The sequence below is a fragment of the Sphingobacterium sp. BIGb0116 genome, assembly GCF_024808035.1.
Classification (GTDB): domain Bacteria; phylum Bacteroidota; class Bacteroidia; order Sphingobacteriales; family Sphingobacteriaceae; genus Sphingobacterium; species Sphingobacterium paramultivorum.
In genome coordinates this window covers 346088-371038 of the sequence record NZ_JANUDT010000003.1, presented here as the reverse complement: position 1 = coordinate 371038, position 24951 = coordinate 346088, and the positions used below count along the sequence as shown (strand labels likewise).

The 24951-nt window shown below is 39.1% G+C and carries 24 protein-coding genes and 1 tRNA gene; 12 read left to right on the top strand and 13 right to left on the bottom strand.

What is annotated here, in order from left to right:
- Positions 1–7 precede the first annotated feature (7 nt).
- The gene (locus tag M2419_RS10470) at positions 8–550 is read left to right on the top strand and encodes a hypothetical protein (protein ID WP_153848510.1); all 543 of its coding nucleotides are present in this window, start codon (positions 8–10) and stop codon (positions 548–550) included.
- Between the two features lie 20 nt (positions 551–570).
- Here the strand turns inward: M2419_RS10470 and ruvB are convergent, their stop codons facing one another.
- The 5 genes from ruvB to pdxH form a co-directional block, all read right to left on the bottom strand.
- Entirely contained in the window at positions 571–1593 is a 1023-nt protein-coding gene (gene ruvB, locus M2419_RS10465; protein WP_153848511.1) for a Holliday junction branch migration DNA helicase RuvB, read from the bottom strand.
- A gap of 11 nt (positions 1594–1604) precedes the next feature.
- Positions 1605–2342, bottom strand: a complete 738-nt coding sequence (locus M2419_RS10460) for a polyprenol monophosphomannose synthase (protein WP_153848523.1) — start codon at positions 2340–2342, stop codon at positions 1605–1607.
- A 363-nt stretch (positions 2343–2705) separates the two neighbouring features.
- Complete coding sequence (locus tag M2419_RS10455; protein ID WP_153848524.1) at positions 2706–3872, bottom strand: NADH-quinone oxidoreductase subunit D; 1167 nt, start codon at positions 3870–3872, stop codon at positions 2706–2708.
- Between the two features lie 35 nt (positions 3873–3907).
- Complete coding sequence (locus M2419_RS10450; protein ID WP_159726750.1) at positions 3908–4396, bottom strand: NADH-quinone oxidoreductase subunit C; 489 nt, start codon at positions 4394–4396, stop codon at positions 3908–3910.
- Positions 4397–4398: 2 nt separating this feature from the next.
- The gene (gene pdxH / locus M2419_RS10445; RefSeq protein WP_153848513.1) at positions 4399–5052 is read right to left on the bottom strand and encodes a pyridoxamine 5'-phosphate oxidase; all 654 of its coding nucleotides are present in this window, start codon (positions 5050–5052) and stop codon (positions 4399–4401) included.
- A 153-nt stretch (positions 5053–5205) separates the two neighbouring features.
- On the opposite strand from pdxH, the gene M2419_RS10440 reads away from it, so the two are divergent.
- From M2419_RS10440 to M2419_RS10430, 3 genes are all read left to right on the top strand, one after another.
- Positions 5206–5769, top strand: coding sequence for a YqgE/AlgH family protein (locus M2419_RS10440; protein ID WP_075992590.1), 564 nt, complete (start codon positions 5206–5208; stop codon positions 5767–5769).
- Positions 5770–5939: 170 nt separating this feature from the next.
- The gene (gene htpG, locus M2419_RS10435) at positions 5940–7829 is read left to right on the top strand and encodes a molecular chaperone HtpG (protein ID WP_153848515.1); all 1890 of its coding nucleotides are present in this window, start codon (positions 5940–5942) and stop codon (positions 7827–7829) included.
- 247 nt (positions 7830–8076) lie between these two features.
- A tRNA-His gene (locus M2419_RS10430) sits at positions 8077–8150 on the top strand.
- Positions 8151–8296: 146 nt separating this feature from the next.
- On the opposite strand, the gene M2419_RS10425 is transcribed toward M2419_RS10430, so the two are convergent.
- A complete protein-coding gene (locus M2419_RS10425; RefSeq protein WP_182332070.1) occupies positions 8297–9448 on the bottom strand; it encodes a glycoside hydrolase family 130 protein in 1152 nt (383 codons plus the stop codon).
- A 293-nt stretch (positions 9449–9741) separates the two neighbouring features.
- Here M2419_RS10425 and M2419_RS10420 point away from each other — a divergent pair, with 293 nt between their 5' ends.
- The 3 genes from M2419_RS10420 (at position 9742) to M2419_RS10410 (ending at position 12329) form a co-directional block, all read left to right on the top strand.
- On the top strand, positions 9742–10494 hold the full coding sequence (locus tag M2419_RS10420; RefSeq protein WP_259254942.1) for a DeoR/GlpR family DNA-binding transcription regulator: 753 nt from the start codon (positions 9742–9744) through the stop codon (positions 10492–10494).
- 11 nt (positions 10495–10505) lie between these two features.
- Entirely contained in the window at positions 10506–11222 is a 717-nt protein-coding gene (rpiA, locus tag M2419_RS10415) for a ribose 5-phosphate isomerase A (RefSeq protein WP_182332072.1), read from the top strand.
- A gap of 78 nt (positions 11223–11300) precedes the next feature.
- Positions 11301–12329 (top strand): Gfo/Idh/MocA family oxidoreductase, encoded by a 1029-nt coding sequence (locus tag M2419_RS10410; protein WP_182332074.1) that lies wholly within the window; start codon positions 11301–11303, stop codon positions 12327–12329.
- Between the two features lie 52 nt (positions 12330–12381).
- Here M2419_RS10410 and M2419_RS10405 read toward each other — a convergent pair whose 3' ends face one another.
- On the bottom strand, positions 12382–13275 hold the full coding sequence (locus M2419_RS10405) for a cation diffusion facilitator family transporter (RefSeq protein WP_153848520.1): 894 nt from the start codon (positions 13273–13275) through the stop codon (positions 12382–12384).
- A 94-nt stretch (positions 13276–13369) separates the two neighbouring features.
- Positions 13370–13930 (bottom strand): TlpA disulfide reductase family protein, encoded by a 561-nt coding sequence (locus M2419_RS10400; RefSeq protein ID WP_153848521.1) that lies wholly within the window; start codon positions 13928–13930, stop codon positions 13370–13372.
- Positions 13931–14203: 273 nt separating this feature from the next.
- Here M2419_RS10400 and M2419_RS10395 point away from each other — a divergent pair, with 273 nt between their 5' ends.
- A complete protein-coding gene (locus M2419_RS10395; protein WP_153848661.1) occupies positions 14204–15529 on the top strand; it encodes a retropepsin-like aspartic protease in 1326 nt (441 codons plus the stop codon).
- A gap of 155 nt (positions 15530–15684) precedes the next feature.
- Here the strand turns inward: M2419_RS10395 and M2419_RS10390 are convergent, their stop codons facing one another.
- The 3 genes from M2419_RS10390 to M2419_RS10380 form a co-directional block, all read right to left on the bottom strand.
- Entirely contained in the window at positions 15685–15906 is a 222-nt protein-coding gene (locus M2419_RS10390; protein ID WP_075992582.1) for a heavy-metal-associated domain-containing protein, read from the bottom strand.
- Between the two features lie 141 nt (positions 15907–16047).
- A complete protein-coding gene (locus M2419_RS10385) occupies positions 16048–18465 on the bottom strand; it encodes a heavy metal translocating P-type ATPase (RefSeq protein WP_153848662.1) in 2418 nt (805 codons plus the stop codon).
- Between the two features lie 142 nt (positions 18466–18607).
- A complete protein-coding gene (locus M2419_RS10380; RefSeq protein WP_259254940.1) occupies positions 18608–18841 on the bottom strand; it encodes a hypothetical protein in 234 nt (77 codons plus the stop codon).
- Between the two features lie 174 nt (positions 18842–19015).
- Here M2419_RS10380 and M2419_RS10375 point away from each other — a divergent pair, with 174 nt between their 5' ends.
- The 4 genes from M2419_RS10375 to M2419_RS10360 all read left to right on the top strand — a co-directional run bounded on the left by M2419_RS10375 (position 19016) and on the right by M2419_RS10360 (position 23014).
- Positions 19016–19147 (top strand): hypothetical protein, encoded by a 132-nt coding sequence (locus tag M2419_RS10375; RefSeq protein WP_259254939.1) that lies wholly within the window; start codon positions 19016–19018, stop codon positions 19145–19147.
- 144 nt (positions 19148–19291) lie between these two features.
- Positions 19292–19435 (top strand): hypothetical protein, encoded by a 144-nt coding sequence (locus M2419_RS10370; RefSeq protein WP_153848663.1) that lies wholly within the window; start codon positions 19292–19294, stop codon positions 19433–19435.
- A gap of 87 nt (positions 19436–19522) precedes the next feature.
- Positions 19523–19891 (top strand): hypothetical protein, encoded by a 369-nt coding sequence (locus M2419_RS10365; RefSeq protein WP_153848664.1) that lies wholly within the window; start codon positions 19523–19525, stop codon positions 19889–19891.
- A gap of 12 nt (positions 19892–19903) precedes the next feature.
- Positions 19904–23014: a lantibiotic dehydratase gene (locus tag M2419_RS10360; RefSeq protein ID WP_259254938.1), complete on the top strand. Its 3111-nt coding sequence runs from the start codon at positions 19904–19906 to the stop codon at positions 23012–23014.
- On the opposite strand, the gene M2419_RS10355 is transcribed toward M2419_RS10360, so the two are convergent.
- Both M2419_RS10355 and M2419_RS10350 read right to left on the bottom strand, forming a co-directional pair.
- The gene (locus M2419_RS10355) at positions 22984–23688 is read right to left on the bottom strand and encodes a LytTR family DNA-binding domain-containing protein (protein WP_153848666.1); all 705 of its coding nucleotides are present in this window, start codon (positions 23686–23688) and stop codon (positions 22984–22986) included. The genes M2419_RS10360 and M2419_RS10355 overlap by 31 nt on opposite strands.
- Before the next feature lie 28 nt (positions 23689–23716).
- Complete coding sequence (locus tag M2419_RS10350) at positions 23717–24826, bottom strand: sensor histidine kinase (protein ID WP_182332080.1); 1110 nt, start codon at positions 24824–24826, stop codon at positions 23717–23719.
- Between the last annotated feature and the right edge of the window lie 125 nt (positions 24827–24951).

Below are 24951 nucleotides of genomic sequence, written 5' to 3'. Positions count from 1 at the left end.
CGGTTACATGACCTACGATGAAAAATTAGCATTTTTATCCGTTACCTTGAGATCTTTCGAGGTAACGGATTTTTCCTTGGATATTCTTCAAGGAATAACCCTGGCCGATCTGCTGAACATCTCCTTAGAGAAGGACAAAAAGATTGCCTTTCGCGCCGCTTGGGTATTTGAAACCATCGTTTTAAAGAATACAACGTTGCTAAAATCTGTTCTCCCACAGTTCTTGGACAATTTAAAAAAACAAAAGAACTGGAGCTGCCTTAGAAGCTACACTAAAATTTTGCTATTTTTGACGTCGAAAAAAAACAAAGAATATACGCTTCAAAATGAGATAGAAGAAGAAATTATCGAGCATTCCTTCCAATGGATGATTGAACCTACATGTCCTGTCGCTGTACTGGTCAACTGCCTGGACATCTTAAATAACTTGCGAAAGAAGCACCCTTGGGTATATGAGGAGTTGCAGGCCCAGATAAGCTATTTTCAACGGACAAAACCTAGTCCAGCCTTATTGAGCCGGACTAATAAAATTATTCAGCAGAAAAATTAAAATATACTTTTCACTCGTGCTTAAAACAGTGTATTTCCTTTCGAGAGGTTGACACGGCCCAAATGCTTATAAGCAGCCTCGGTACATTCGCGTCCCCTTGACGTCCGCATAATATATCCTTCTTGAATCAGAAAGGGTTCATAGACTTCCTCAATCGTACCTTCATCCTCCCCAACTGCTGTGGCTATGGTTTTTAATCCTACAGGACCACCTTTGAATTTGTCGATAATGGTCGTTAAGATTTTGTTGTCCATCTCGTCTAAACCATTTTCATCCACATTAAGCGCATGCAAAGCATACTTCGCTATTTCTTTATCGATGCTCCCATTGCCCTTTATCTGTGCAAAATCCCGTGTACGACGCAGTAAAGCATTGGCTATCCGGGGCGTCCCTCTGCTCCTTCGTGCAATCTCATAGGCGCCTTCATCAGAAATCGGTGTGTTTAAGATATGAGCCGAGCGCAGCACAATAGTTGTCAGCAGTTTTGCATCATAATATTGTAAGCGTGAATTAATTCCAAAACGTGCACGCAAGGGGGCTGTCAAAAGACCTGAGCGGGTTGTTGCCCCTATCAAGGTAAACGGGTTCAGGGAAATCTGAACAGACCGTGCGTTTGGCCCCGTTTCCAGCATAATGTCAATTTTGAAATCTTCCATTGCCGAATAGAGATATTCCTCTACTAAAGGGCTTAAACGGTGGATCTCATCGATAAACAGGACATCTCCTTCTTCAAGATTTGTCAATAATCCTGCTAAATCACCCGGTTTATCCAATACAGGTCCCGAAGTAATTTTGATACCAACCCCCATCTCATTAGCAATAATATGGGATAAGGTCGTCTTTCCTAAGCCTGGGGGGCCATGCAGCAAAACGTGATCCAGCGCCTCTCCTCTCAGCCTAGCTGCCTTCACAAAAATATTGAGGTTTTCTAATATTTTAGCCTGTCCCGTAAAATCTTCAAAAGCCTGAGGCCGCAAGGCCCGTTCAATATCACGATCTGTATTGCTCAGACGTTCTGGATTTGGATCTAAATTCTCGTTCATTGTGGCAATATTTAATTTCTCTTGTAGCGCTTTCCGATACTTCCTAATTTCAATTGGATAACTCCAAAAAAAGCTTCCTTAAAGATACTTGTGCTCATCTTTGATGTACCTTCGGTCCGGTCTGTGAATATAATGGGTACTTCAACCACATTAAAGCCATATTTTATGGCGGTGAATTTCATCTCAATCTGAAAAGCATAGCCTACAAACTTAATCTTTTCGAGTGGGATTGTCTTGAGGACTTCCCTGGAGAAACAAACAAATCCCGCAGTAGCATCCTGGATATTTATTCCAGTTATAAAACGAACATATACCGAAGCGAAATAGGACATCAGCACACGGCTCATCGGCCAATTGACAACATTCACGCCCTTGATATAACGCGAACCTATGCTCATGTCTGCGCCGTCCACACAAGCCTGCCGTAAGCGAAGCAGATCCTCTGGATTGTGGCTGAAATCAGCATCCATCTCGAAAATATATTGGTAATGTTCGCGGGATAGTGCCCATTTAAATCCATGGATATATGCCGTTCCTAACCCCAGCTTCCCGGTTCGCTCTTCGATAAACAAACGGCCAGTAAATTCATTAACCTGTAAATTCTTGATGATTGTAGCCGTCCCATCGGGAGAACCATCATCTACAATTAAAATATCAAATGCGTGTGATAAGGAAAAAACTTTGCGAATGATTTTTTCAATATTTTCCTTTTCATTATATGTTGGAATGATAACTAAACTATCCGTCACTTTTTTATATTTAAGACCAGTAAAGGTAATCATTTACGTTAAATTCTAATACAGGAATTCGATGAAATCTACAGGATAATCAACAATACTCGGGAGAAAAGACAGTAAACCCTTCAAGCTCAAACCAACACACCGGCATCATAAATAAGCGGCATCAATAAGTTACACCCTATAAAAAGAGAAGCCCGCTACTTTGGGAGTAACGAGCTTTCATTAACCAATTATAAACTTAAATTATGAGACTGCAAATATGATGAAAATTGCTTTCATTTACAAATTTATTTGCGTTTTCATGCAACATTTTCAATACAATCTCTATTTTATTTTGCTAAATCGTTTATAAAACATGCATACTACCGCAATCTAACGATCCACCTCCCCCAAAACGATATCAATCGACCCAAGGATCGCTATCAAATCAGCGATCAGCACCCCTTTTCCGAGTTCTGAAATCACCGAAAGGTTATTAAAACTTGGCCCCCTTGATTTTACACGTAATGGAATATCTGATTTATCTTTTGTGACAAAGTAGAACCCTAATTCTCCTTTCGGATTTTCAGCACGGACGTAGTAGTCCTGCGCTTTCAAATTCACTTTCTTCGGAACCAAAGCTCGCGGATCAAATTCGGCTGTGCGTATAAAGTCTTTCTGTAATCGCTCAAGGCATTGCTCAACAATGCGAACAGATTCCTTGACCTCATCTACTCTAACTTTATAACGATCCCAGCAATCACCAAGTGTCCCCATTTCACCTTTTCCCACAGGTATCTCAAAATCAATTTCTGGGTAAACAGAATAGCCATCTATTCTTCTCAAATCCCATTTTATCCCCGAAGCACGCAGCATAGGCCCCGATACACCATAATTTATGGCAACATCAGCAGGAAGTACACCTATTTTAGCTGTACGGGAAATAAATATTTGATTCTGTGTCAATATCTCATCAAGTTCGACCAATTTAGGCTTGAAATAGGCAATAAATTCCGTACAACGCTCTTCAAAGCCAACGGGTAAATCATAAAATAAACCTCCTACCCAGATATAGTTGTACAACATCCGGGAACCTGAGGCCCATTCCAACATATTCATGATATGTTCACGATCCCTAAAACACCACAGAAATGGCGTTGTTGCGCCGATATCAATACCATATGTACCAATAGCTATAAGATGGGATGCTATCCGGTTGAGCTCACAGACCAAAACCCGAATGTACTCTATTCTCTTAGGTATTTTACTGTCGAGTCCAAGCATACGTTCAACCCCCATTACGAAAGCATGGCTATTGTTCATCGAGGCCAGATAGTCCAGGCGATCAGTAAATGGAATTGTTTTTGCATAATTCAACGATTCAGCATGCTTATCAAAACAACGATGCAGATAACCCAAGTGTGGAACAACCTCTTTCACGATCTCTCCGTCTGTAATCAGTTGTAACCGAAGTACACCATGCGTCGAAGGATGCTGAGGTCCCATATTCAACACCATTTCCTGGCTTGAGATCTCTGTGAGGTGTTTTTCATAGCGCATTAATGCCTCTTTATATTTTGGATTCGCCATTTTTATCAATTAATATGAATGCCATGATATTTTTCTGCTTCCTCATAATCCTTTCGTAAAGGATAGCCTTCCCAATCGTCAGGCAGCAAAATCCTTCTCAGGTCCGGATGTCCCTCAAAATATATCCCCATAAGGTCAAATGCTTCGCGCTCATGCCAGTCTGCAGTGCGCCACACCGAAGTAAGCGAAGGAATCTCAGGTAGTTCATTCAGCGAACGATTACCAGCCAACTCAACTTTTAAGACCAAACCGTGTTGATAAGGCAAGGAATTTAGATGGTAAACAATGGCAAAATGCATTTGATAATCCACTGCAGTTAGGTTGCTTAAAAAATCAAAGTACAAGCCTTCTGTATCCCTCAGAAATAAACAAACGGCTACAAGATCTGCTTTATCAATAAAAAGTGCTGGCTGCAGCCCATTCCGATCTTCTTTAAGAATAATTTGAGTTCCAAATTTGGAAACAAGCATCGATTTAATTTCGTCAAATGTCATATTTATGGAGCTATGCGCGTAATCTTCCAGGAATCTGACACTTTTTTATAGACCATACGATCATGTAGCCGACTTGCACGCCCTTGCCAAAACTCGAAATAAATCGGTTTCAATAGATAGCCACCCCAATGTGGTGGTCTCGGTACAGAATCGTTTCCAATATATTGGTTCTCGAGTTCCTCTACCCTGTTTTCCAAAAAACTGCGGTTAGGGATTTCGTGACTCTGCGGGGATGCTAACGCACCGATACGGCTTGCTTTTGGCCGCGATTGAAAATATTCATCCGAATCGGTCTCACTCACAAAATCAATAACACCTTCGATCCGGACCTGTCTTTGTAATTCAGGCCAAAAAAACAACAATGCAACATGCGGATTAGCTTTCATGTCTTCCCCTTTACGGCTTTCATAGTTTGTAAAAAAGACCAGTCCCTCTGCTATGATGTCCTTCAATAAAACAACTCGCGAGGACGGCAATTGATGGGAAGACACCGTTGAAAGTACCATGGCATTGGGCTCGATTACCTCGCTGTGAATAGCCTCGTCAAACCATTTTTTAAACTGGTGGACTGGATCATGATCCACATCCGATTCAGATAGGCTACCTAATACGTAATCCTGTCTGATTGCTGCAATATCTTTATGTTGAATGGACATAGAAACCTGTTTTTATATCCTACAAACTTACTAAAATCATTGCTTTTTCTCTATAAAGTTAGTAGAAATTGACAAAATCCTAATTTTGGCACAAATCTCGCATAGATTAAATAAAAAAGATTAAATTCAATAAATAATTAAAATTCGCGCTATATGTTTACCGAACTAGACCCACAAAAAGGAAGTTTATTGATTTCCGAACCTTTTATGCTAGACCCCAGATTCCTCAGATCTGTGATATTGTTATGTGAGTACAATACGGAAGGTTCACTCGGATTTGTTCTAAATAATCAAACCAATGTTCGCATAGGCCAATTATTGGAATCTATACCGGATTGCAATTTCCCGATCTACGTCGGCGGCCCTGTAGCTCAGGAAAGCCTTTTTTTTGTCCATAGCCGTTTTGATTTACTGTTGAGCGGCGAAGAAGTGGCTCCTGGAATCTATTTTGGAGGCGATGAAGAGAAGCTTATCGAAGCCATACAAACGGATAGCATAAAACCTGACGAATTAAAATTCTTTATCGGATATTCTGGATGGTCTGCCGGTCAATTAGACGGCGAAATAAAAGAAAACAGCTGGGCTGTACAAAACAAATACCACCATCAGCTCATTTTTGAAGGTAACGGTGAATTGTTGTGGAAGGATGCCATTATTGGACTTGGCCCCAAATATGCACATGTAGCCAATTTCCCACAGAGCCCAGGCCTAAATTAATGTTAGGGACTTGCGCTCGCTGGCAGTTTACTTGAAGAGCCCGTAAATTCAGCGAATGTGCCTATGACAAAATAGGCTGTTTACTGCCATCATGTCCTATAAAGCCGATTTGGAACACTGATTGTATGTTTTAAACAAATCATAAAATTAAAAATAGCGACATACAAATTATGAATCCAGAAAAAGGTAGTATTTCAATTCACACGGAGAACATATTTCCCGTAATCAAAAAGTTCTTATATTCTGATAATGAAATTTTCTTGCGTGAACTGGTATCTAATGCAGTTGATGCTTCTCAAAAAATCAAACGCCTGGCATCTTTGGGTCAATACCAAGGTGAAACAGGTGAATTGATTGTAGACGTAAAATTTGATGAAGCTGCCAAGACCATCACTATTTCTGACAATGGTATTGGTATGACTGCAGATGAGATAAAAAAATACATCAACCAGATCGCTTTCTCAGGAGCAACAGAGTTCATGGAAAAATTCAAAGAAGCAAATGATGCAAATGAAATCATTGGCCGCTTTGGTTTAGGCTTCTATTCCGCATTTATGGTAGCCGATACGGTAGAAATCCAATCCTTATCTTATCAGGATGGAGCAGAACCTGCTCATTGGACTTGCGATGGTAGTACATCTTACGAAATTTCTACAGGTACAAGAACCACCCGTGGAACAGATGTCATCTTGCATATTAACGAAGAATCAACTGAATTTTTAAGCCAGGCACGCTTACAGGATATTTTAGATAAGTATGCTAAATTTCTTCCTGTTTCAATTCGTTTTGGTACCAAAACAAATTCTGAACCAGATGGTGAAGACGAAGAAGGAAAACCAAAATACAAATCTGTAGAGGTAGATAATATCATCAACAATACCAATCCGGCCTGGACAAAATCGCCGTCTGAATTAAAAGACGAAGATTATCTAGCCTTCTACCGCGAACTCTATCCCTACTCTATGGATGAACCGTTGTTTTGGATTCACCTCAATGTAGATTACCCATTCAACCTAACAGGTATCCTCTACTTCCCTAAAGTTAAAAATGAACTGGAGATCCAACGCAATAAAATCAAGCTCTATTCTAGACAAGTGTTCATCACCGACGAGGTGAAAGATATTGTTCCTGAATTCTTGATGTTACTTCATGGGGTAATTGATTCGCCGGATATTCCATTAAACGTATCCCGTTCGTTTTTGCAGGCAGACAGTAACGTTAAAAAAATCAACAGTTATATCACCAAAAAGGTGGCCGACAAATTGAACGAAATATTTAAGACTGATCGTAAGGGATTTGAAGAGAAATGGACAGATATCGGTTTATTTATCAAATACGGTATGCTAAGCGATGAGAAATTTGCTGAAAAAGCAAATGACTTCTGTTTAGTAAAAAACACAGGCAACCAAAGTTTCACCATTAAGGAGTATTACGAAAAGGTCAAAGATATTCAGGTAGATAAAGATGGAAACATTGTTTACTTATACACACATGATGCTGCTCAACAAGATGGCTTTATCCAAACTGCATTAAATAAGGGGTATGATGTTTTGATGCTCGATGGACCACTGGATACGCACTTTGCAGCTTATTTGGAGCAAAAAGGCGGTGAAAAGGTACAGCTGAAGCGTGTAGATGCTGACGTTATCGATAAATTGATCCAAAAAGACGAAAAGGTCGAACTTGCCCTTTCGGAAGAAGAATCTAAAAAAGCGTTAGCGGTCTTTGAAAAAGCAATCTCCCGTCAGGATATGAAAGTTGAAGTTGATGCGTTAAATGAAGGCGATTTGCCTGTGTCGGTAACAATTGATGAATTTATGCGCCGAATGAAAGATATGGCCAAGACAGGCGGTGGTATGAATTTTTATGGTTCATTGCCCGATAATTATAAGGTAACTGTCAACGGCAACCATCCGCTGATCAAAAGAATCTTATCGTCATCGGACGAAGAAGGTTCAAAGCTAGCAAAACAGGCTTTTGATTTAGCGCTCTTATCCAGAGGTTTATTATCAGGAGCAGATCTAACATCTTTCGTGAAGAGAAGTGTAGAAATGATCTAATCATATTTCTTTTAACAAAAAATGCGGTTTCTATGGCAGGAACCGCATTTTTTGTTAAAGATCGGAAGCAAATGACAAATTTAGACAAGCGAAATGCATATCAACATCGAAACGTAACCGTATCGATGTTTTTTATTAAAATTTAATAAACTAATCTTCACCTAGTTGGCATTAAACACTGTTTTTTTTCAATCAAATATTTGGAGGGAATAGGGTTTAATCGTACTTTTGTATCATCAAAATCACGGTAGGTATAGCTCAGTTGGTTAGAGCACTAGATTGTGGTTCTAGGGGTCGTCGGTTCGAACCCGATTACTTACCCAAAAGGCAGATCAAATGATCTGCCTTTTTTAATTTTACGTATTTAACCAATACAGTCTCCCTTCAAAACTGCTCCATCAATCCTTAATTAATATAAAATTCAGACTCAATACTGTTTTCATGCTCTACAAACAGACCTACAGCGATTAGGGTAAGGGGTCCATGACAGAAGGATCCCCTGGATCATAAATACCCACAGCAACTTTGGAGTCAGCGCAGCCATAATATAAAAACCATTTTTGTTTAAAAAAGACCAATCCCTCAATAAAAACCGTACCATCGATATATTGCCCACTTTTTTCGAAAGATTCCATGGGACGCAAAAACGGAACATCCATTCGAGCCAATACGCTTGTCGGATCTCGTGGATCAAATAAACCCTGCCCAGCGGAATAAGTATTTTTATTAAAACGCTTATCTCCTTTCTCAGCGTGATTCTTACCATTGTACAGCAATACAATTCCTTTATCAGTCAAAACCGCCGGGGGACCGCACTCCGTCAATGAACTATCAAAATAACCATCCCTCGGCGAAATAAAAGCGATCAATTCCCCCTTTTTATCTGTTACGGGCTCCCAATCAATCAAATTATCAGATGTGGCGCCATACACACCATGTTCCCCCCAGTACAACCAATATTTCCCATTGATTTTAGCTATGACCTGCCTGTTACCTTTCATTACTGTCACAATAGAAGCTGATTTATGCGGTTCATCAACAAGAGTGGGCCTGTTTTTCGATTTTTTAAAAATGGGGCCATACTTAGTCCAGTGTTTCAGATCAGTGGATATTGCTAAACCTAAGCGTGGCACCTTCCGATTCCATTGGGTATAAAATAGCACAAAACGCCCGTCCTCCGTCTGTGATAAGCGGGGATCTTCCGTCCCGCCGGGCCACTCGTTATCCTGCTGCTCATCAGAAGCTGGATAAAATACCGGTGTTTTCTGTCGTTCAAAATGAATACCGTCAGCACTAGCTGCTAATCCCAGTCGAGAAGTCCGGTGGCCAATAGCCTTTCCTGTCCGATCTTCTGCACGATAAATGACATAGACACTATCTCCCTTTACCACTGCAGCAGGATTAAAAGTATCGTTGTCCTCCCATCGAATCTCCTTCTTCAGAATTGGATCATAAAATACCGAACTCGTATCAGGCTCAATAATTGGATTGATACCTTTGGACCGCTCAAAGCCTCCTAATACCCATTGTTCTTTCTTAAGCTTTCCGCCAGGCTGCACGCTACAGCTACATAAAAAGACGAATACAATAGAACCTGCAATTTTAACGATAACATTCATGTTTTATTTGATCTCCCATGCTTAAGATGCAAACCTGTAAAGGCGAAAATTAGAATTGGTTACAACAGAAAGGTGAGTGAATCTACCCCCGATCATTCACAAATATAACGCTATTTGAAAGAAATAAATGCCATAAAAACAAGTTCATCAAAAATTGAATTGGAAGCCATCCCCAAAAAACTAATAAACAATTTATCGATAAACAACTTATCATATTGCAATATATTGCAACATAACAACAAATATAAGGTCAAATATTGCAACATATAGCACAAAACCATTATATTTATAGCATGATATCCAAAGAAGAACGCCACGATTTTATATTAGTGAAAATCAAAAAGGAAAGAAAATTAGCGATGACAGACTTAGCGGCCGAACTTGGTGTCTCTGAACATACCGTCCGACGTGATCTTAAAGAGTTATCCGACGCCGGCTTGCTTCGTGCTATTCGGGGTGGCGCCACGCTACGGTCAAACATGCCATTCGACATATACGACCGAAACAACCTTGATGTTATGGAGAAACAATCCATAGCAGAAAAATCGATCACACTATTGAAAAATCATCAAGTTGTCTTTTTCGATGGCGGCACAACAACACAGACAATTGCTGGAAATATTCCCGATAGCCTAATCCTTACTGTTGTCACACATAGCCTCCCAATAGCCAATATACTTGCCAACTTCCCAAACATCACCTTGATTTTTGCTGGTGGCACTTTCTGCAAATCATCACTTACTATGCAAGGACAGCAAACCATCGCTACATTTGAAAAAATATACGCGGATATCAGCTTCATAGGTGTATGTAGCCTGGATCTCTACCGCGGACTTACATCAAGAACACACGAAGAAGCAGATGTCAAAAGAGTACTATGTAAAAATTCAATGAACATCGTTGCTGCCACAACAAGCAATAAGCTGGATACCTTGGCTTCTTTCCTAACATGCCCCGTCTCTGATATCAGTTATTTAATTACAGAAAAGGATCCTTTTGACCGCATTTTACAGCCTTATGACGCACAAGGTATTACAATCTTATAAGTTTACCGTTTATGAACAATCTCAAACAGGAAGCTGCCAAAGCTGCTCTTCAACTATTAGAACCCGATCAGCTCATTGGATTAGGTGTTGGATCAACAATAGCTTATTTCATCGAATTAATCGCCAGTAGTATCAGCTTTAGATCCCGCTTAAAATTTACATCGCCTTCTTTGGAAACCAAAATGCTGCTCCAAGAGAATGGACTTATTTGTGTTGATAACAGTATCCTAACAACCCTGGACTATTATTTTGACAGCTGTGATCAGGTGGACATTCATTTAAATGCATTCAAAAGTGGCGGCGGCGTACACACGGGTGAGAAGATTATGGCGAATATGGCACAGAAGTTTATTCTCTTGGTCGATGGCTCAAAGATGGTCGAAAAACTTAGCACAAAGTACCCACTATGTGTTGAAATTATACCCGAAGCTTGGCTATCGGTACTTAAAAAACTAAAATCAAGTTATTCTACAACGATATCCGACATTGTATTACGAAAATCTGGACAAAAATCGGGTCCTCTCCTTTCTGAGAGAGGTAATTTCCTGGCAGATATTTATTTTTCTAAACTGCCCGATATTTTTGATTTGAATAAACAAATCAAACTCATTACAGGGGTTGTAGAACATTCACTTTTTTATCAGCTGTGTTCGGTATGTCTTTTGGCAACAGAAGATGGCGTAACACATTTATATGCAAACCGCATTGGAGAATCAAACACGGAATAAGAATATCACGCAGTAGCATTAAAGTTTATATTGAAGTCTAACAACTAACAAGACAACGCTAAACTAATTTAAATCAACATGAAACACACTCAAATTAACTCAGGAATACTGAGTTTTGGCATGTCAGGACGTGTTTTTCACGCACCATTTATACATACCAATCCACATTTCAATCTCAGCGCTGTTGTAGAACGGTCGAAAAAAGCAGCACATGAATTTTATCCGGCAATAAAAAGCTATAATAGCATCGCTGAATTACTAGCGGATGAAAGCATCGAACTGGTCATTGTGAATACACCAAACTATACACATTTCCAATATGCCAAAGAGGCTCTAGAAGCAGGAAAACATGTATTGATAGAAAAACCTGCCGTTGATGACGCTACGCAATTCGATACTCTTCTTGCCATCAGCCAAAAACAAGGTAAACAATTATTTTTCTATCAAAACAGAAGGTATGATGGTCACTTTTTAGACATTAAAAAGGTAATCGACAGCGGAGAATTAGGAAAGCTGATTGAAGTGCATTTCAGATTTGATCGCTATAAAATGGAATTGGGGCAAAAATACTTTAAGGAAGATACGCAATATATTTCCAATGGCATTACTTATGATCTAGGCCCTCACCTTATTGATCAGGCAATCTCACTTTTTGGAAAACCGGTTAAATTTACCAAAACAACATCCATTAACAGGCCGGATTCTAAAGTTGCAGATTATTTTCACTACCAGCTCTATTATCCAGCTGGACTGAACGTGTATTTAACGGGAAGTCTACTTGTTGCCTCTCCGCAGCCCGCCTTTATTTTACATGGTACAAAAGGGAGTTTTATCAAGAATATGACGGATGTGCAAGAACAGCAATTGCTAGATGGTATGTTACCTGACAATCCATCTTATGGCCTTGAGCCAGCCGGCCAAGAGGGGAAACTTGTTACGATAGACGCATCAAATCAAAAACATGAGTCTTTAGTAACGCCACATAAAGGAGATTACAATCAGCTGTTTGAAGCCATTTATGAAAGCTTAAGAAATAATGTCGATTACCCTATTAAAGCGGATCAGATTAAATGGCAGATCGAATTGCTTGAAGCTGAAAACACCTAAGGTTCTAAAAAATCAAATGGCGGCACGGTTCAAAGTAACATGTGCTGCCATTTCAATTTGCTTCCCAAAGACATTCGTTCGGTTCAATATGGATCATCACATGACCTAGATCAGGAATATGCGCAACCAAATGGTCTTTGAGTTTATGCGCCAGCTCATGCCCTTCCCTTACGGTAATTTCACTATCAACAATAGCGTGCAGATCGACATGATATTTAGCCCCCGATTTGCGGACAAAACATTTTTCTGTGGCTTTTATCCCATCTACCTTTAATGCTTCTTCCCGGATATTATCAATGACCTCATCGTATACATTTTCATCCATTATCTCGCCAAGCGCCGGTCTGAAAATATGATAACAGTTATACAGTATAAATCCAGCAGCAAATAATGCCGCATAGTCATCCGCATTTTCATATCCTTTTCCGAGCAACAATGCAATAGATATCCCAATGAATGCTGCAACTGACGTTATCGCATCGCTTCGATGGTGCCAAGCGTCTGCACGAAGTGAAGAACTATTTGTTTCTTTACTTTTCTTCATAACGATCCTATAAGAAATTTCTTTCCATACAATGATCCCGCCAAGAACAAATAGGGTCCAAGGCTTTGGCAGGTCATGTGGCGTTCCTATATTCTCAATACTTTCATAAGCAATTATGGTTGCAGAAACGATGAGAAAACCAACGACAATAAATGTAATGAGGGGTTCTACCCGACCATGACCATACGGGTGATTGTCGTCGGCAGGTCGTTGCGCATATTTTAAACCTAGAAGCACTAAAAATGAAGAGAATATGTCCGCTGTTGACTCAATTGCATCCGCAATCAAGGCATAGGAGTTTCCAAAGAAACCAGCTAGCCATTTTAACAATGCTAGTAATGCATTGCCTACAATACTAAAATAAGTCGTTCTGACTGCAGTCTGCTCTTGAAGTTCGGACATAGCTGTAAATTAACTTGACACCGCGAAAATACTGTTTTTTCTCTTCAAATTCTATTCTCCATCCATAGAAACTAGCGATTACAACGATGGATCTTTAACTGCCGCTCGCGATATCCTGCAATGCTTTTTTTATTTCAGGAGTTCCATAGTCACGGCTTCCTTCCAAACGCTCTACGATCTTTCCAGTTTTATCCAAGATCACCGTTGTCGGGATGGACTGCCCTAAGAATTCTGCAGGAATTTCACCCTCTGCTATATAAAGGGGCAGATCATACTTGTTTTCCGCCATGAATGCTGAAGACTTCTCCATGTCGCCATCAACATCCACCATGAGGAAAACGATATCCTTATTATCTTTAAGTGATTGCCTAAGCTGGTCAATAGAAGGTAGTTCATGAATACAAGGAGGACACCAGGTCGCCCAGAAATTGATAAACACGACCTTACCTTTTAAAGCACTTAATTGAAGAACCTTACCCTCTTTATCCTTAAAAGATAACTCCTGCGTTGTGGGTACAGTAGCTGCAGCAGGTTCCTCCACCTTTTCGGCCTTGATCTCTTTTTTAGTTCCTGTGTTTCCACAGCCAAAAAATAAACTGGTTGATAAAGCCGCAAGACCAAAAAAAATAACCCCGCTATTAAACCTAATATTCATCGTCTTTTGTTTCATTAAATTATTCTATTAAAAATAAATCCTGTTCACTAATCGTTCTCTTAAAGTAAGGGTTAAAAGATTAAATCCGAATTCGGAGATCTCGTCAATCCAATCCTCCTAGGAGAAATTTCTCAAAACATTAGCTAATTTAACCTTAATTATTCAAGACCACAAGTATCGCACACAACTCCACAACATAAACCATTGATCAATAATAAAATAAGTAATAATAAAATTAAAAAAATAACAAGAACTTTTCCGACATTTAAAAGCGTGAACATATCATTGATCAAAAGACAATTTATTGACTACATCATGAATCTCCCAGCAAATCATTTCAAAAAATACTTGTTAACATATTTCCTGTTATTCATCACCCCCCAGTTTAATTTCGGGCAATCCACCTCAACTAAATTCAACAAGCTATATCAGCTAATAGCATCAAAAGATTTCTTCACCGCCCGCGACCTGTTTAAGGTAAATAAAACTTTCTTAAACGCCCATGAGCAACTTTTTATTTTGGCAATACTCGATAATGCCTTTAACAGCCCCATCACTTCAAACAAAAAAATCGCATTGCTGAACACAGCAACAGAAGAATTGCCAGACACACTGCGACTAAAAATACGCCGTATTCAGGAAGATAATTTTGTCAAATTGAAGGATTACGCTAGGGCAAAACAGACAACGCAGAAAATCCTACTCGAATTCGATCCCTTGCTGTCAACAGATACAAGAGCGGATCTCCGAAACAATCTAAAAATCTGGTCGGCACTTGATCATGTAAGACCGCAGCGTATACAAATCAACGACGATACCCGTCTTAAAATGACGAAAGATAAAGCCGGCTTAAAGAATCTAAAAGTAGAGGTTAACGGTGATACAGCAAGTTTCATATTTGACACCGGAGCAAACCTATCGACAGTTTCGGAGTCCGTGGCCAAACGACTTCATATGGATATTATCCCTGCAGATATTGATGTAGACGCAATTACAGGTATTGCTATCAAAGCCGATTTAGCAGTCTGTAAACAATTAAAACTTGGTAACATCAACATATCGAATGCTATATTTCTGGTTTTCCCAGACAGTGCACTTTATATCCCACAAATTGGCTATCAGATCAATGGCATAATAGGCTTCCCAGTCATAGAAGCAATGCAAGAAGTACAGCTTACACAAGATGATGTTTTTATTGTACCCAAGAGACCTACAGTTGCAAAGAAGGCTTCAAATCTTGCAATAGATGGGTTATCACCCCTTATTGCCATTGATGGAAAGCACTATACCTTTGATACAGGAGCGGAAAAAACAATCCTTTATGCGCCATTTTACGAAACCTACAAACAGTATATCGAAAAATATGGTATACCGACCAAAGTCGCCATGGGTGGCGCAGGTGGTAACGTTGAATATGATGGCTTTGTCATACAACATACATTCCATATCGGCGATAAACCCATCGCTCTTAAAAAGATAAGCCTATTAAAATCTAAGATCAAGAATGAAACCGTGTATGGAAATATAGGACAAGATATTATCCGCCAATTTTCTAAAATGACACTTAATTTTAAAGATATGTTTATCCATTTTAATTAACAGGAATCTAAAATTAAAATGGATAAAAGGTAAACCCCAAATTTAATACTAATAAAACTGAGCTCAGTTTCGTCTCATAATTATACTTCATAAAAACACCCTAAAGGTTTTGTCCAACTTTTAGGGTGTGAGGCTTCTATAGATTTATGGAACAATTATGCGGAGTAGGTCACTGCATTAAAACCCTTCTTTTTGATAATTTCAATTATTTCTTCCTCCGAAACACCTTCAGATTTTACAGTCAGAATTTTGTCTGCATTTGTGGTGTCAACATTCCATTCACAGATACCGTCCACACTATCCAAATCTGCACTTACTTTGGATACACATCCCCCGCAAGTAAGGTTTGTTTTGAATTGAAGTTCTTTGCTTTCCATGTTATTTAATTTTAATGTTATTAATCTATTTAATTATCTATACAAATATCCCTTTAATCAATCGGCTATACTTATAGTTTTTCTATTTTGTTTTACAATATTTACCGTTTAAAACGAGGTCTACAGCTTAACCATAGTTAGCTATTTTTTCCAACGAAGCCGCAAGCTATTACTGACGACACTTACACTGCTCAATGCCATTGCAGCTCCAGCTATCATCGGGTTTAAAAGGAAGCCATTGAATGGATACAGAATACCTGCAGCGAGGGGAATCCCAATTAAATTATAAATAAACGCCCAAAACAAGTTTTGCTTAATCGTTGCGACCGTTTGTTTCGAAAGTCGAATTGCCTGGGGTATCTTCGTCAAATCAGAAGAAATAATTGTCATTTTCGCTACATCCATTGCAATATCACTTCCTTTTCCCATTGCAATACTGACATCCGCTGTTGCTAAGGCTGTACTATCATTAATACCGTCCCCAACCATAGCGACCACCTGCCCCCTTTGCTGTAATTCCTTAACAAAATCGGCTTTGTGCTCTGGCAATACCTCAGCTTTGTAATGCTGAAGACCTGTTTCCGCAGCGATGGCCCTGGCTGTAGCCTCGTTGTCACCAGTCAGCATATATAGTTCAATTCCCATTGCTTGCATCTCCTTGATAGCGCGTACAGAAGTTTCCTTAATCCGGTCCGCAATGGCAATTACAGCTAATGCAGTATGACTATTGGCAAACCAGATCACTGTTTTCGATTGATTTCCCCATTGAGTAGCATGTTCCATCAATTCTGTCGAAATTGTAATTCTATTTTCATCCAACAACCTCCGATTCCCTACGTAGTAAGTTTCGATTCCTTCACTGCCCTTTACACCCTTCCCCGTAATACTTTCGATAAAGGATATTGGAGTAACTTTCACATCATTAAAATACCCTACAACAGCTTCTGCCAATGGATGTTCTGACTGTTTCTCCAAGCTCAACAGGATACCTTTCAAATTATCTTCATTATTTTTCCAATACACGTCAGTGACAACAGGTTTTCCTTCCGTAATAGTACCGGTTTTATCCAAAACAACTGCACTTACCTTTTTGGCCAGCTCCAGACTTTCCGCATCCTTAATTAAAATGCCCTGTTCAGCTCCCTTACCCACTCCAACCATGATCGCTGTAGGAGTTGCTAAACCTAGTGCACAAGGACAAGCAATAACTAAAACCGTTACTGCCGCCAATAAACCCTGTACCAGATGGTTTTCTCCACCTAAAGTAAACCACAGTAGAAAAGTTAAAATAGCAATACCAATGACAACAGGAACGAATACACCAGCAATTCGATCGACCAGTTTTTGAACAGGAGCCTTACTTCCCTGTGCATCCTGTACCATTTTAATGATCTGTGCAAGCATTGTTTCCCGACCAACTTTTGTAGCTTTGAATTGAAAACTGCCCTTCTGATTGATCGTCCCTGCAAATACCTGCTCATTTCCCGTTTTTAAAACCGGGACCGGCTCCCCGCTTAACATACTTTCGTCAACATAGGAATTTCCACTGATAACAACACCATCGACAGCGATCTTCTCTCCTGGTTTTACCAGAATGATATCGCCGGTATTAACGGCTTCTATAGGGACCTGACACTCTACCCCATCCGATTGAATGACCATAACCGTCTTGGGCTGCAACCCCATTAGCTTTTTAATGGCAGATGAGGTGTTGCCTTTGGCCTTTTCCTCCAGCAATTTACCCAATAAAATAAAAGCAATGACAACAGAGGCGGCCTCAAAATACACATGTGCATGCAAGCCACGTTGATGCCAAAATTCAGCAAAGAGCATATTAAATACACTAAATATGTAGGCTATTCCAGTGCTTAATGCAACGAGTGTATCCATATTGGCCGAACGGTGTTTCGCTTGTTTCCACGCATTGACAAAAAAGTCCTTGCCTAGCCAAAGAACTACAGGTGTAGAAAACAGCCACATAATAGGATTTGCGTACGGCATATCCATAAAGAACATACCAATCACGACTACGGGAAGCGATAGCAATACTGCCCATCGTGTTTTGATTTTAAGCTTGTGAAATTTAGCTGCGTGAATAGCCTCCAAAGTTTCCTGCTGTGTAGATTCATCTTCGATTAATAAATCATAGCCACCAGCCTGGACTGCTTTCTGGATTTTTAAATGATCCGTAATATTAGGCAAATACTCAACCGTAAGGTTTCCGGTTGCAAAATTTACAGACGCATTAACAACCCCTTGTTCATATTTCGCCATACTTTCGGCGCTACTGGCACATGAGGCACAAGTCATCCCAAGAACTGGAAATGTCTTGGTCAATGTAGAAACACCATAACCAAGATCTTTGATCGTCTTTACACTGCTAACGACCGCTTCGCTATCTTTAGGTACGATAACAGCTCTATGATTATTCAATTCCACCCGATAGCTCGCCAAGCCTTTGACCTGAGCTAGTCCTTTTTCGACAATTGAAGCACAATGTTCACTTTCAACATCTTCTAAAGGTAGATAAACCGTATCTTTATAAATATCTGTCGCCATAACTGATTGTTTTATTTTACACAACAAATTTGGCCACAAATAACATCGAAATCATTACACAATTAGGGAATTGATTTGTAATATTTATTCGATAATACGATACGACAGGTTTAACTCAATTCTTCTTTAGCTTTCAACTTCTTCAACAAATATAATCACCACGTTCTTCGAGTTTAATCGTTTCCATTCCACTCCAGCCGGATGCATTGGTATTTTCATCGATAAAATTTTGAATTCTGTCAAATGCGACACCAATCTTTGTTTTCCCATCTGCATAGATCTGATATTTCGCAGAGGTCTGCCAGCTTACTTTTTTTCTAAATAACCGTAAACCTTCTCTTTTCAAAAAACTGTGCATTTCATTAGATAAATTCATATTCTCAATTGTTTTACGCGCCCACACTACTCACCTTTTTATTTGGCAGATGCTTTTTTGGAGGGACTTACCTCAAGCCCTCTCATTAGTTTATCTATTTACGCTATATGGTTTTAATGGCTAAATAAATGGTTTTTCGCTGCTAAAATAGATAGGTCTAAAATAATGAACCAGATGGAATCATACAATGAAGTAGCTGCTATTTCATCGTACTCAAATGCTGTTTCGTCGAATTTTCCAACAGCATACGATGGACCTTCTTTCAATGCTAATTATAATCTGGCAGACTATTCGAACAGCGTCTAATACACTGCGAACAGAAATAGGAACAGGCGCTATTTTTTCGTCGAATAGATTCTTTAGTTCGTCCGATTCATTTTCAATTCTGTCGATATTTTTCGTTGTTCTTTTCCGTAGAAAGCACATTTGCTTACAATTTAAACGTAAACTATGGAAAACATTGAAAATTTTTTAGCGGAGGATTTTGTATTGGATGTACAAACTGTCTGCGTGGTCGAACCGATCTCATTTTTTGATTTTGATGACATGGAACTGGTAACTATTAAGACAGTTACATCTTCAAAAGTAATATAAAAGAGGATAATGCTGTGAAGGCGTTCTGGTAGGCGCCTTTACAGCAATCGTCTTTATTGCCTACTAAATAAAAAAAGAACCGAGTATATGATTTCACCCAAGCTTAAATGTATTCTCATTGAGGATGAACCCCTGGCGACAAAAAAGATAGTTGAATACATTCATATGTTTCCAGATCTTCAATTGATAAAGATGGTTGAAGACATTGAAAATCCAGCATTATTTAGTCATGATTTAAAATCTGCAGACATCTTATTCCTCGATCTCATTGTTAGCGGCGGCAATATTAATACACTTGCCGAATTGATCGCCGATATTCCTATCCTGATCATTACGTCCGCTGTGTCACGCTGGCATTATCCGGAATTTATCAAAAACAGAAAGCATTTTGCGCTGCAAAAACCAATTTCGCCCGAAATGTTTCAGTCTTGTATAAAACAAGTCATGCAATACTAGTCCTACTAATTCATGTCATTATTCCACTTATCCGATTATTTTCTTCTGCGCACGCCGCTACTTCCAGCTGCATTTGCCGTTGATCTTTTAACGATAAAAGAGATAAATGAAATGGAAGAGAAACTTCGTCATTTGTTTCAAGATGAGCAATTAAAAGAAGCCTTATTTTTGGCGAGCCCTGCCTTCTCTGTAGAGGTTCAAAAATGGCTTGAATATAAGAAAGAGAGCAGCTCAAAAATGATCGCTTCACTACTCAAATATGCGATTAGGATGAGCACCAGAAGTACGCCTTTCGGGTTATTCGCAGGGGTATCTTTTGGGAACCTTACCGTCTCCGAAAAAAAGGTATCGTTAATTAGGGCTAATGCGAATAAAGCTGTATTAAAACTGGATGCCACCATTTTGACAGGAATTATTGAACAGCTTTCAAAAGACAAAAGAATTTACAGTCAACTCTATTATCGTATCAATCCGACCTTATACTTAGATGGTAAATATTACAAATATTATCAAAAAGTGGCAAATGGGAAGAAAGGACAGCATATCCTGAAACGCATAAGGCTTACTCCAGTTTTGGATCGAGTCATCCAATACTTTGAACGCAATAAGAGAACCAGCCACTATCAATCATTAATCGATCTGCTGCAAGGTCTTGGAGCATCAACAACGCATGCGAGCCTATTCGTCAATAACCTCATCAGCCTTGGAATCATATCGTCTGAATTACAGCCCAATGTAATTGGCCGAGGTTATCTGGACAGCCTGATAACCTCGCTTGAAAGAGTGGATAAGGCGGAAAATTATTTAAATCCTTTATTAACAGTAAAAAAATGGCTTCATAGTTCTCAATCTGTCATTGAGATCCGAAACGCCATCCTTAAATTATTGCAGCCTTTAGCTCCAGACCTTGATATGACCAATTCGTTACAGGGGGACCTCCTCATGGGGATGGACGAAAATAACTTATCAGATACCGCATTAAATCACATAAGAGATCAATTTCAGGATTTACTACCACTTTGCAGCCAGGCTAAGTTAACAGATTTTGACCAGTTTAGAGCTGCGTTCTCTGGTAAATATGAAGATAGAATGGTCCCGCTAACGACAGCTCTAGACCCCGATATTGGGATTGGTTACGGACGTCAAGAAGGTGTTTACAATATAACGGATGAAATACTCGGGGAAGTTAAAAACATCACTCCGACGGGCGAAAAAAAATATGGGGACCACCATTATCAAGATCTGGTCATTGAAAAATTTGTAGAAAGTGTAAAAAATCAATTCACCGAAATTCGGCTGACCGGCAAAGATCTAAATCATATCGCTAAACAGCGTAAACAAACAGTCCATACTATCCCTTCTTCATTCTATGCCATCGGCAATCTCCTTAGAAGTTCATGTCAGGAAAATTTATTCTTCAATCTAGGTACTATTGGTGGTTCGTCATCAGGAAACTTAATTTCCAGATTTGCACATTTGGATGAAGAATTGCATAACAAATTAAAAGAATCGGCCAACAAAGAGCAGCAGCATTTTCCCAATGCAATACTTGCCGAGATTTGTCATTACCCAGACAATAATGCTGGTAATATAATTTATAGACCTGCGCTGCGAAAGGCATCAATTTGCCTAAGCCCAACAATCGACGAAGAACAAGAGCAAATTGATGTCAATGACTTATACCTGTTCCTTAAAGAACAGCGTCTAATCTTGTGGTCCAAGAAATTCAATAAAATGGTTATCCCCCGTTTGACGACGGCCCACAATTTTGAACAGGGTATGAATATTTACAAGTTTCTCGCAGATTTTCAGTTCCAAAATAATAGGTTGGATCTTTCCTGGAATTGGGGGATTATGAAAGAGCAGCCGAGGCTCCCAAGAATAAGCTACAAAAATATTATCTTGTCTAGAGCCCAGTGGCGAATTCAAAAAATAGCGAAATACCCCAGTAATCCTCAGGCTTTCATAAAAAATATACAAGCGGAGTTAGCAATCCCTGCAATGGTCATCATCAGCAGCGGCGATAATGAACTGTTGATAGATTTAGACAATCCTTTTTGCATAGAAATCGTATTGGATCATATGTGCAAAAGAGAGACCATATTAACCGAATATATCCTGAATGACTATTCATCAGTAGCCAGGGATAAAGATGGACATATTTTTGCCAACGAAATCATTATTCCAATAGAATCACAACAGGAGACTTTCACAAATGAATCAGCTCCGCAAGACAATAACCTAAAAAGATGCTTCCCTTTGGGCAGTGAATGGCTTTACGCCAAGATCTATTGTGGTTTACATTTTGCAGACACCTTGTTAAAGGAAGTTTTCCCCATTATCGTAGCGACAATTAGTCAGCAAAATGTCCTAAAAAAATGGTTTTTTATACGGTACAACGATCCATCGCCCCACATTAGGTTTAGAGTTGAGCTTTCAGATCCAAGCCAGTATTATTCCGTTATATCCACGCTTAATACCCTATTAGAACAGTTTATTAAAGATGGTCAGATATCAACGCTATCCTTTGACACTTATACACGGGAGATTGAACGCTATACCCCATTTTGTATGGAACTTAGTGAGGAGCTATTCTATCAACAGAGCGAAACGGTACTGAAGGTTATTCAACAAAGTACTTCAAACAATGATCGATGGCGCCTGGCTTTCGAAAATATTGAGTCGCTATTAGAAGCTGCAAAATTTACGCTGATCGAAAAAAGAGATTTCTGCCTACAGATGAATACGCTTTATCAGCAAGAATTTGATAATAATAAAAACCTTTGGATTCATCTCAACAAGAAGTTCAAAGAGAAAAAAGACTGGTTCGACAAACCTTTAGACAACACGGAAAACTCCCAGAAGAAACTAAATGCACTTCAATACAACATATTTAACACCTTACGGAGCCATACCGATCTAGACGAATTCAAGTCGGCCCGAACATCGTTACTATCAAGCTACATTCATATGTTTATTAACCGATTGTTCATGTCCGATCAACGCTTACATGAACTTGCTGTTTACCACTTTATGCTTGGCTATTATAAAATGCAAATTGGAAAACAGAAAGAACGTATGAATCCGATAAATTATATAAGTCCCATCTTCGCGAAAAGTTGATTACGATATTGTAAACCGATACCGAGTTCTGTCCCATTTTTCAGAATGACTTTACTTGCCTCAACACCCTTGATCTGTTTGATATTGACAATATAGGACCGATGCATACGAGCAAACATATCCCAAGGTAGTTCTGCTTCCATATCTTTCATGGTAGACAGCAACGTTTGCATACCTTCTAACGTATAAATTTGAATGTAATCCCCCCAGGCTTTTAGATAGAAAATATCCGCCGGATCTATAAAAATAGTTTTGTTCCGATCCTTTATCTTAATCGCCTTTCTTTCACCTTGTGGGCCCCTTCTAGAAAACAAAATTGCCTTTTGAACTTTTTCAATTGCCTTGATCAAGCGCTCTTCCGTCAGGAGTGGCTTTAAGATATAATCGATCACATCCAGCTCAAATCCATCGACCGCATACTCATAATGCCCAGTTATAAAAACAACAAATGGTGGATGAGCAAGTCCTTTGAGAAAGGTAATTCCATCCATTTCAGGCATATCTATATCCGATAAAATGAGATCTACCTCGTGCTGTCTTAAAACGTCAATTGCTTGCAATGGGTTTTCGAATACACCCAATATTTCAATCAGGCCTAACTTGGAAACTAATTTCTCCAGGCGACCTCTCGCAATAGGCTCATCTTCAATAAGGATAGTTTTAATTCTATTCATAAGTACTTCGCAACCCGCTGCTTTGGTGCTACGGCTCTGTTTCCGAATGTAAAGTTACAACAAGATTAACACTAAATACACCCTCATGCGACTTTATTTCCAAATTGTGATTATAAGGATAATGAAGTTCCAGTCGTTTTTTTACATTTTCTATCCCTAATCCACCGATATAATTTTCTGGTTTTGAAAGTTCTCTATACGCATTAGCCACGTGCATATATACCTTATCATCCCTCACTTTAATGTCTATGGATATCCATCCCGCCGAAGAACTTAGCCGAGGGCCGTGTTTAAATGCATTTTCTACAAACGGAAAAAAGATCAAAGGAACCATCATGCTGTTTTCGTCTTCAGCCGCCAGATTTAATTTGATCTGCACGGTCTCGCTATAGCGTAACTTTTCCAATTCAACATAATCCTTTAGCAATTGAAATTCGCGGCTAATTTCTATCCTGGGTTGATTACTTTCATGCAGTAAATACACCATAATACTGCTTAAACGCATCATACTTTCGCCGCCTCTTTCATCATGATCGGATACCAGCACATAGATGCTATAAAGTGTGTTAAGTAAAAAATGTGGGTTAATCTGGTATTTTAGAAAGGCAAGTTCCAACTGGACATTGTTCAATTCCAGTGCTGAATTTTTCAATTCAAGTTTCATTTTTGAATTTCTGACAGACATAAATGCCTGTACAATTTTTACGGTCAATGGCAGCGCCACCAAAAAAATAAAATCCAACAAATAATCGCTAATGGAAGAAAGGCGAAAAGCACCAAAGATGCCTTGACTTAATATTATTTCAAGATAGCTTGACAGGCGAATATCTGGTGTTAGATATTTCAACGTTAATAGTGCAGCAAAGTAACTTAGAAACGACCACCAGGCGTAAATAAACAACAACCATAATATACATAACACAAACTTCCCTGGAATAAACCATCGCGGGATGATGATATATGCTGTCACATAAAATATTGTCAACAAAGAAAATACATCCTTTACAAACAAAATCCAGGAATTATCAATATCTATCCGCTGATAGGAAATGAATTGCATTCCCAAAACCAAAAACCAAAAACACAAGTGAAGGATAATACGTTTCCCCGTATTGTAATTTTGGAAAAACCTGTTCATAGATAGCATACTTTTCAATAATATCAGTCTAATATAATGATATCCTTTAGTTTGTGGTAGTCTGACTTGTCAAGTGATAACGCAAAAAGACATTTCTGCGACAAAAAACAAAAACCTATAATGCT

What these genes read in the sequence shown, in the direction of transcription:
- M2419_RS10470 (WP_153848510.1), top strand. Translation starts at nt 8, where the DNA reads ATGACCTACGATGAAAAATTAGCATTTTTATCCGTTACCTTGAGATCT.
- ruvB (WP_153848511.1), bottom strand. Translation starts at nt 1,593, where the DNA reads ATGAACGAGAATTTAGATCCAAATCCAGAACGTCTGAGCAATACAGAT.
- M2419_RS10455 (WP_153848524.1), bottom strand. Translation starts at nt 3,872, where the DNA reads ATGCGCTATGAAAAACACCTCACAGAGATCTCAAGCCAGGAAATGGTG.
- M2419_RS10450 (WP_159726750.1), bottom strand. Translation starts at nt 4,396, where the DNA reads ATGACATTTGACGAAATTAAATCGATGCTTGTTTCCAAATTTGGAACT.
- pdxH (WP_153848513.1), bottom strand. Translation starts at nt 5,052, where the DNA reads ATGTCCATTCAACATAAAGATATTGCAGCAATCAGACAGGATTACGTA.
- M2419_RS10440 (WP_075992590.1), top strand. Translation starts at nt 5,206, where the DNA reads ATGTTTACCGAACTAGACCCACAAAAAGGAAGTTTATTGATTTCCGAA.
- htpG (WP_153848515.1), top strand. Translation starts at nt 5,940, where the DNA reads ATGAATCCAGAAAAAGGTAGTATTTCAATTCACACGGAGAACATATTT.
- M2419_RS10425 (WP_182332070.1), bottom strand. Translation starts at nt 9,448, where the DNA reads ATGAATGTTATCGTTAAAATTGCAGGTTCTATTGTATTCGTCTTTTTA.
- M2419_RS10420 (WP_259254942.1), top strand. Translation starts at nt 9,742, where the DNA reads ATGATATCCAAAGAAGAACGCCACGATTTTATATTAGTGAAAATCAAA.
- rpiA (WP_182332072.1), top strand. Translation starts at nt 10,506, where the DNA reads ATGAACAATCTCAAACAGGAAGCTGCCAAAGCTGCTCTTCAACTATTA.
- M2419_RS10410 (WP_182332074.1), top strand. Translation starts at nt 11,301, where the DNA reads ATGAAACACACTCAAATTAACTCAGGAATACTGAGTTTTGGCATGTCA.
- M2419_RS10405 (WP_153848520.1), bottom strand. Translation starts at nt 13,275, where the DNA reads ATGTCCGAACTTCAAGAGCAGACTGCAGTCAGAACGACTTATTTTAGT.
- M2419_RS10400 (WP_153848521.1), bottom strand. Translation starts at nt 13,930, where the DNA reads ATGAATATTAGGTTTAATAGCGGGGTTATTTTTTTTGGTCTTGCGGCT.
- M2419_RS10390 (WP_075992582.1), bottom strand. Translation starts at nt 15,906, where the DNA reads ATGGAAAGCAAAGAACTTCAATTCAAAACAAACCTTACTTGCGGGGGA.
- M2419_RS10385 (WP_153848662.1), bottom strand. Translation starts at nt 18,465, where the DNA reads ATGGCGACAGATATTTATAAAGATACGGTTTATCTACCTTTAGAAGAT.
- M2419_RS10380 (WP_259254940.1), bottom strand. Translation starts at nt 18,841, where the DNA reads ATGAATTTATCTAATGAAATGCACAGTTTTTTGAAAAGAGAAGGTTTA.
- M2419_RS10375 (WP_259254939.1), top strand. Translation starts at nt 19,016, where the DNA reads ATGGAATCATACAATGAAGTAGCTGCTATTTCATCGTACTCAAATGCT.
- M2419_RS10370 (WP_153848663.1), top strand. Translation starts at nt 19,292, where the DNA reads ATGGAAAACATTGAAAATTTTTTAGCGGAGGATTTTGTATTGGATGTA.
- M2419_RS10365 (WP_153848664.1), top strand. Translation starts at nt 19,523, where the DNA reads ATGATTTCACCCAAGCTTAAATGTATTCTCATTGAGGATGAACCCCTG.
- M2419_RS10360 (WP_259254938.1), top strand. Translation starts at nt 19,904, where the DNA reads ATGTCATTATTCCACTTATCCGATTATTTTCTTCTGCGCACGCCGCTA.
- M2419_RS10355 (WP_153848666.1), bottom strand. Translation starts at nt 23,688, where the DNA reads ATGAATAGAATTAAAACTATCCTTATTGAAGATGAGCCTATTGCGAGA.
- M2419_RS10350 (WP_182332080.1), bottom strand. Translation starts at nt 24,826, where the DNA reads ATGAACAGGTTTTTCCAAAATTACAATACGGGGAAACGTATTATCCTT.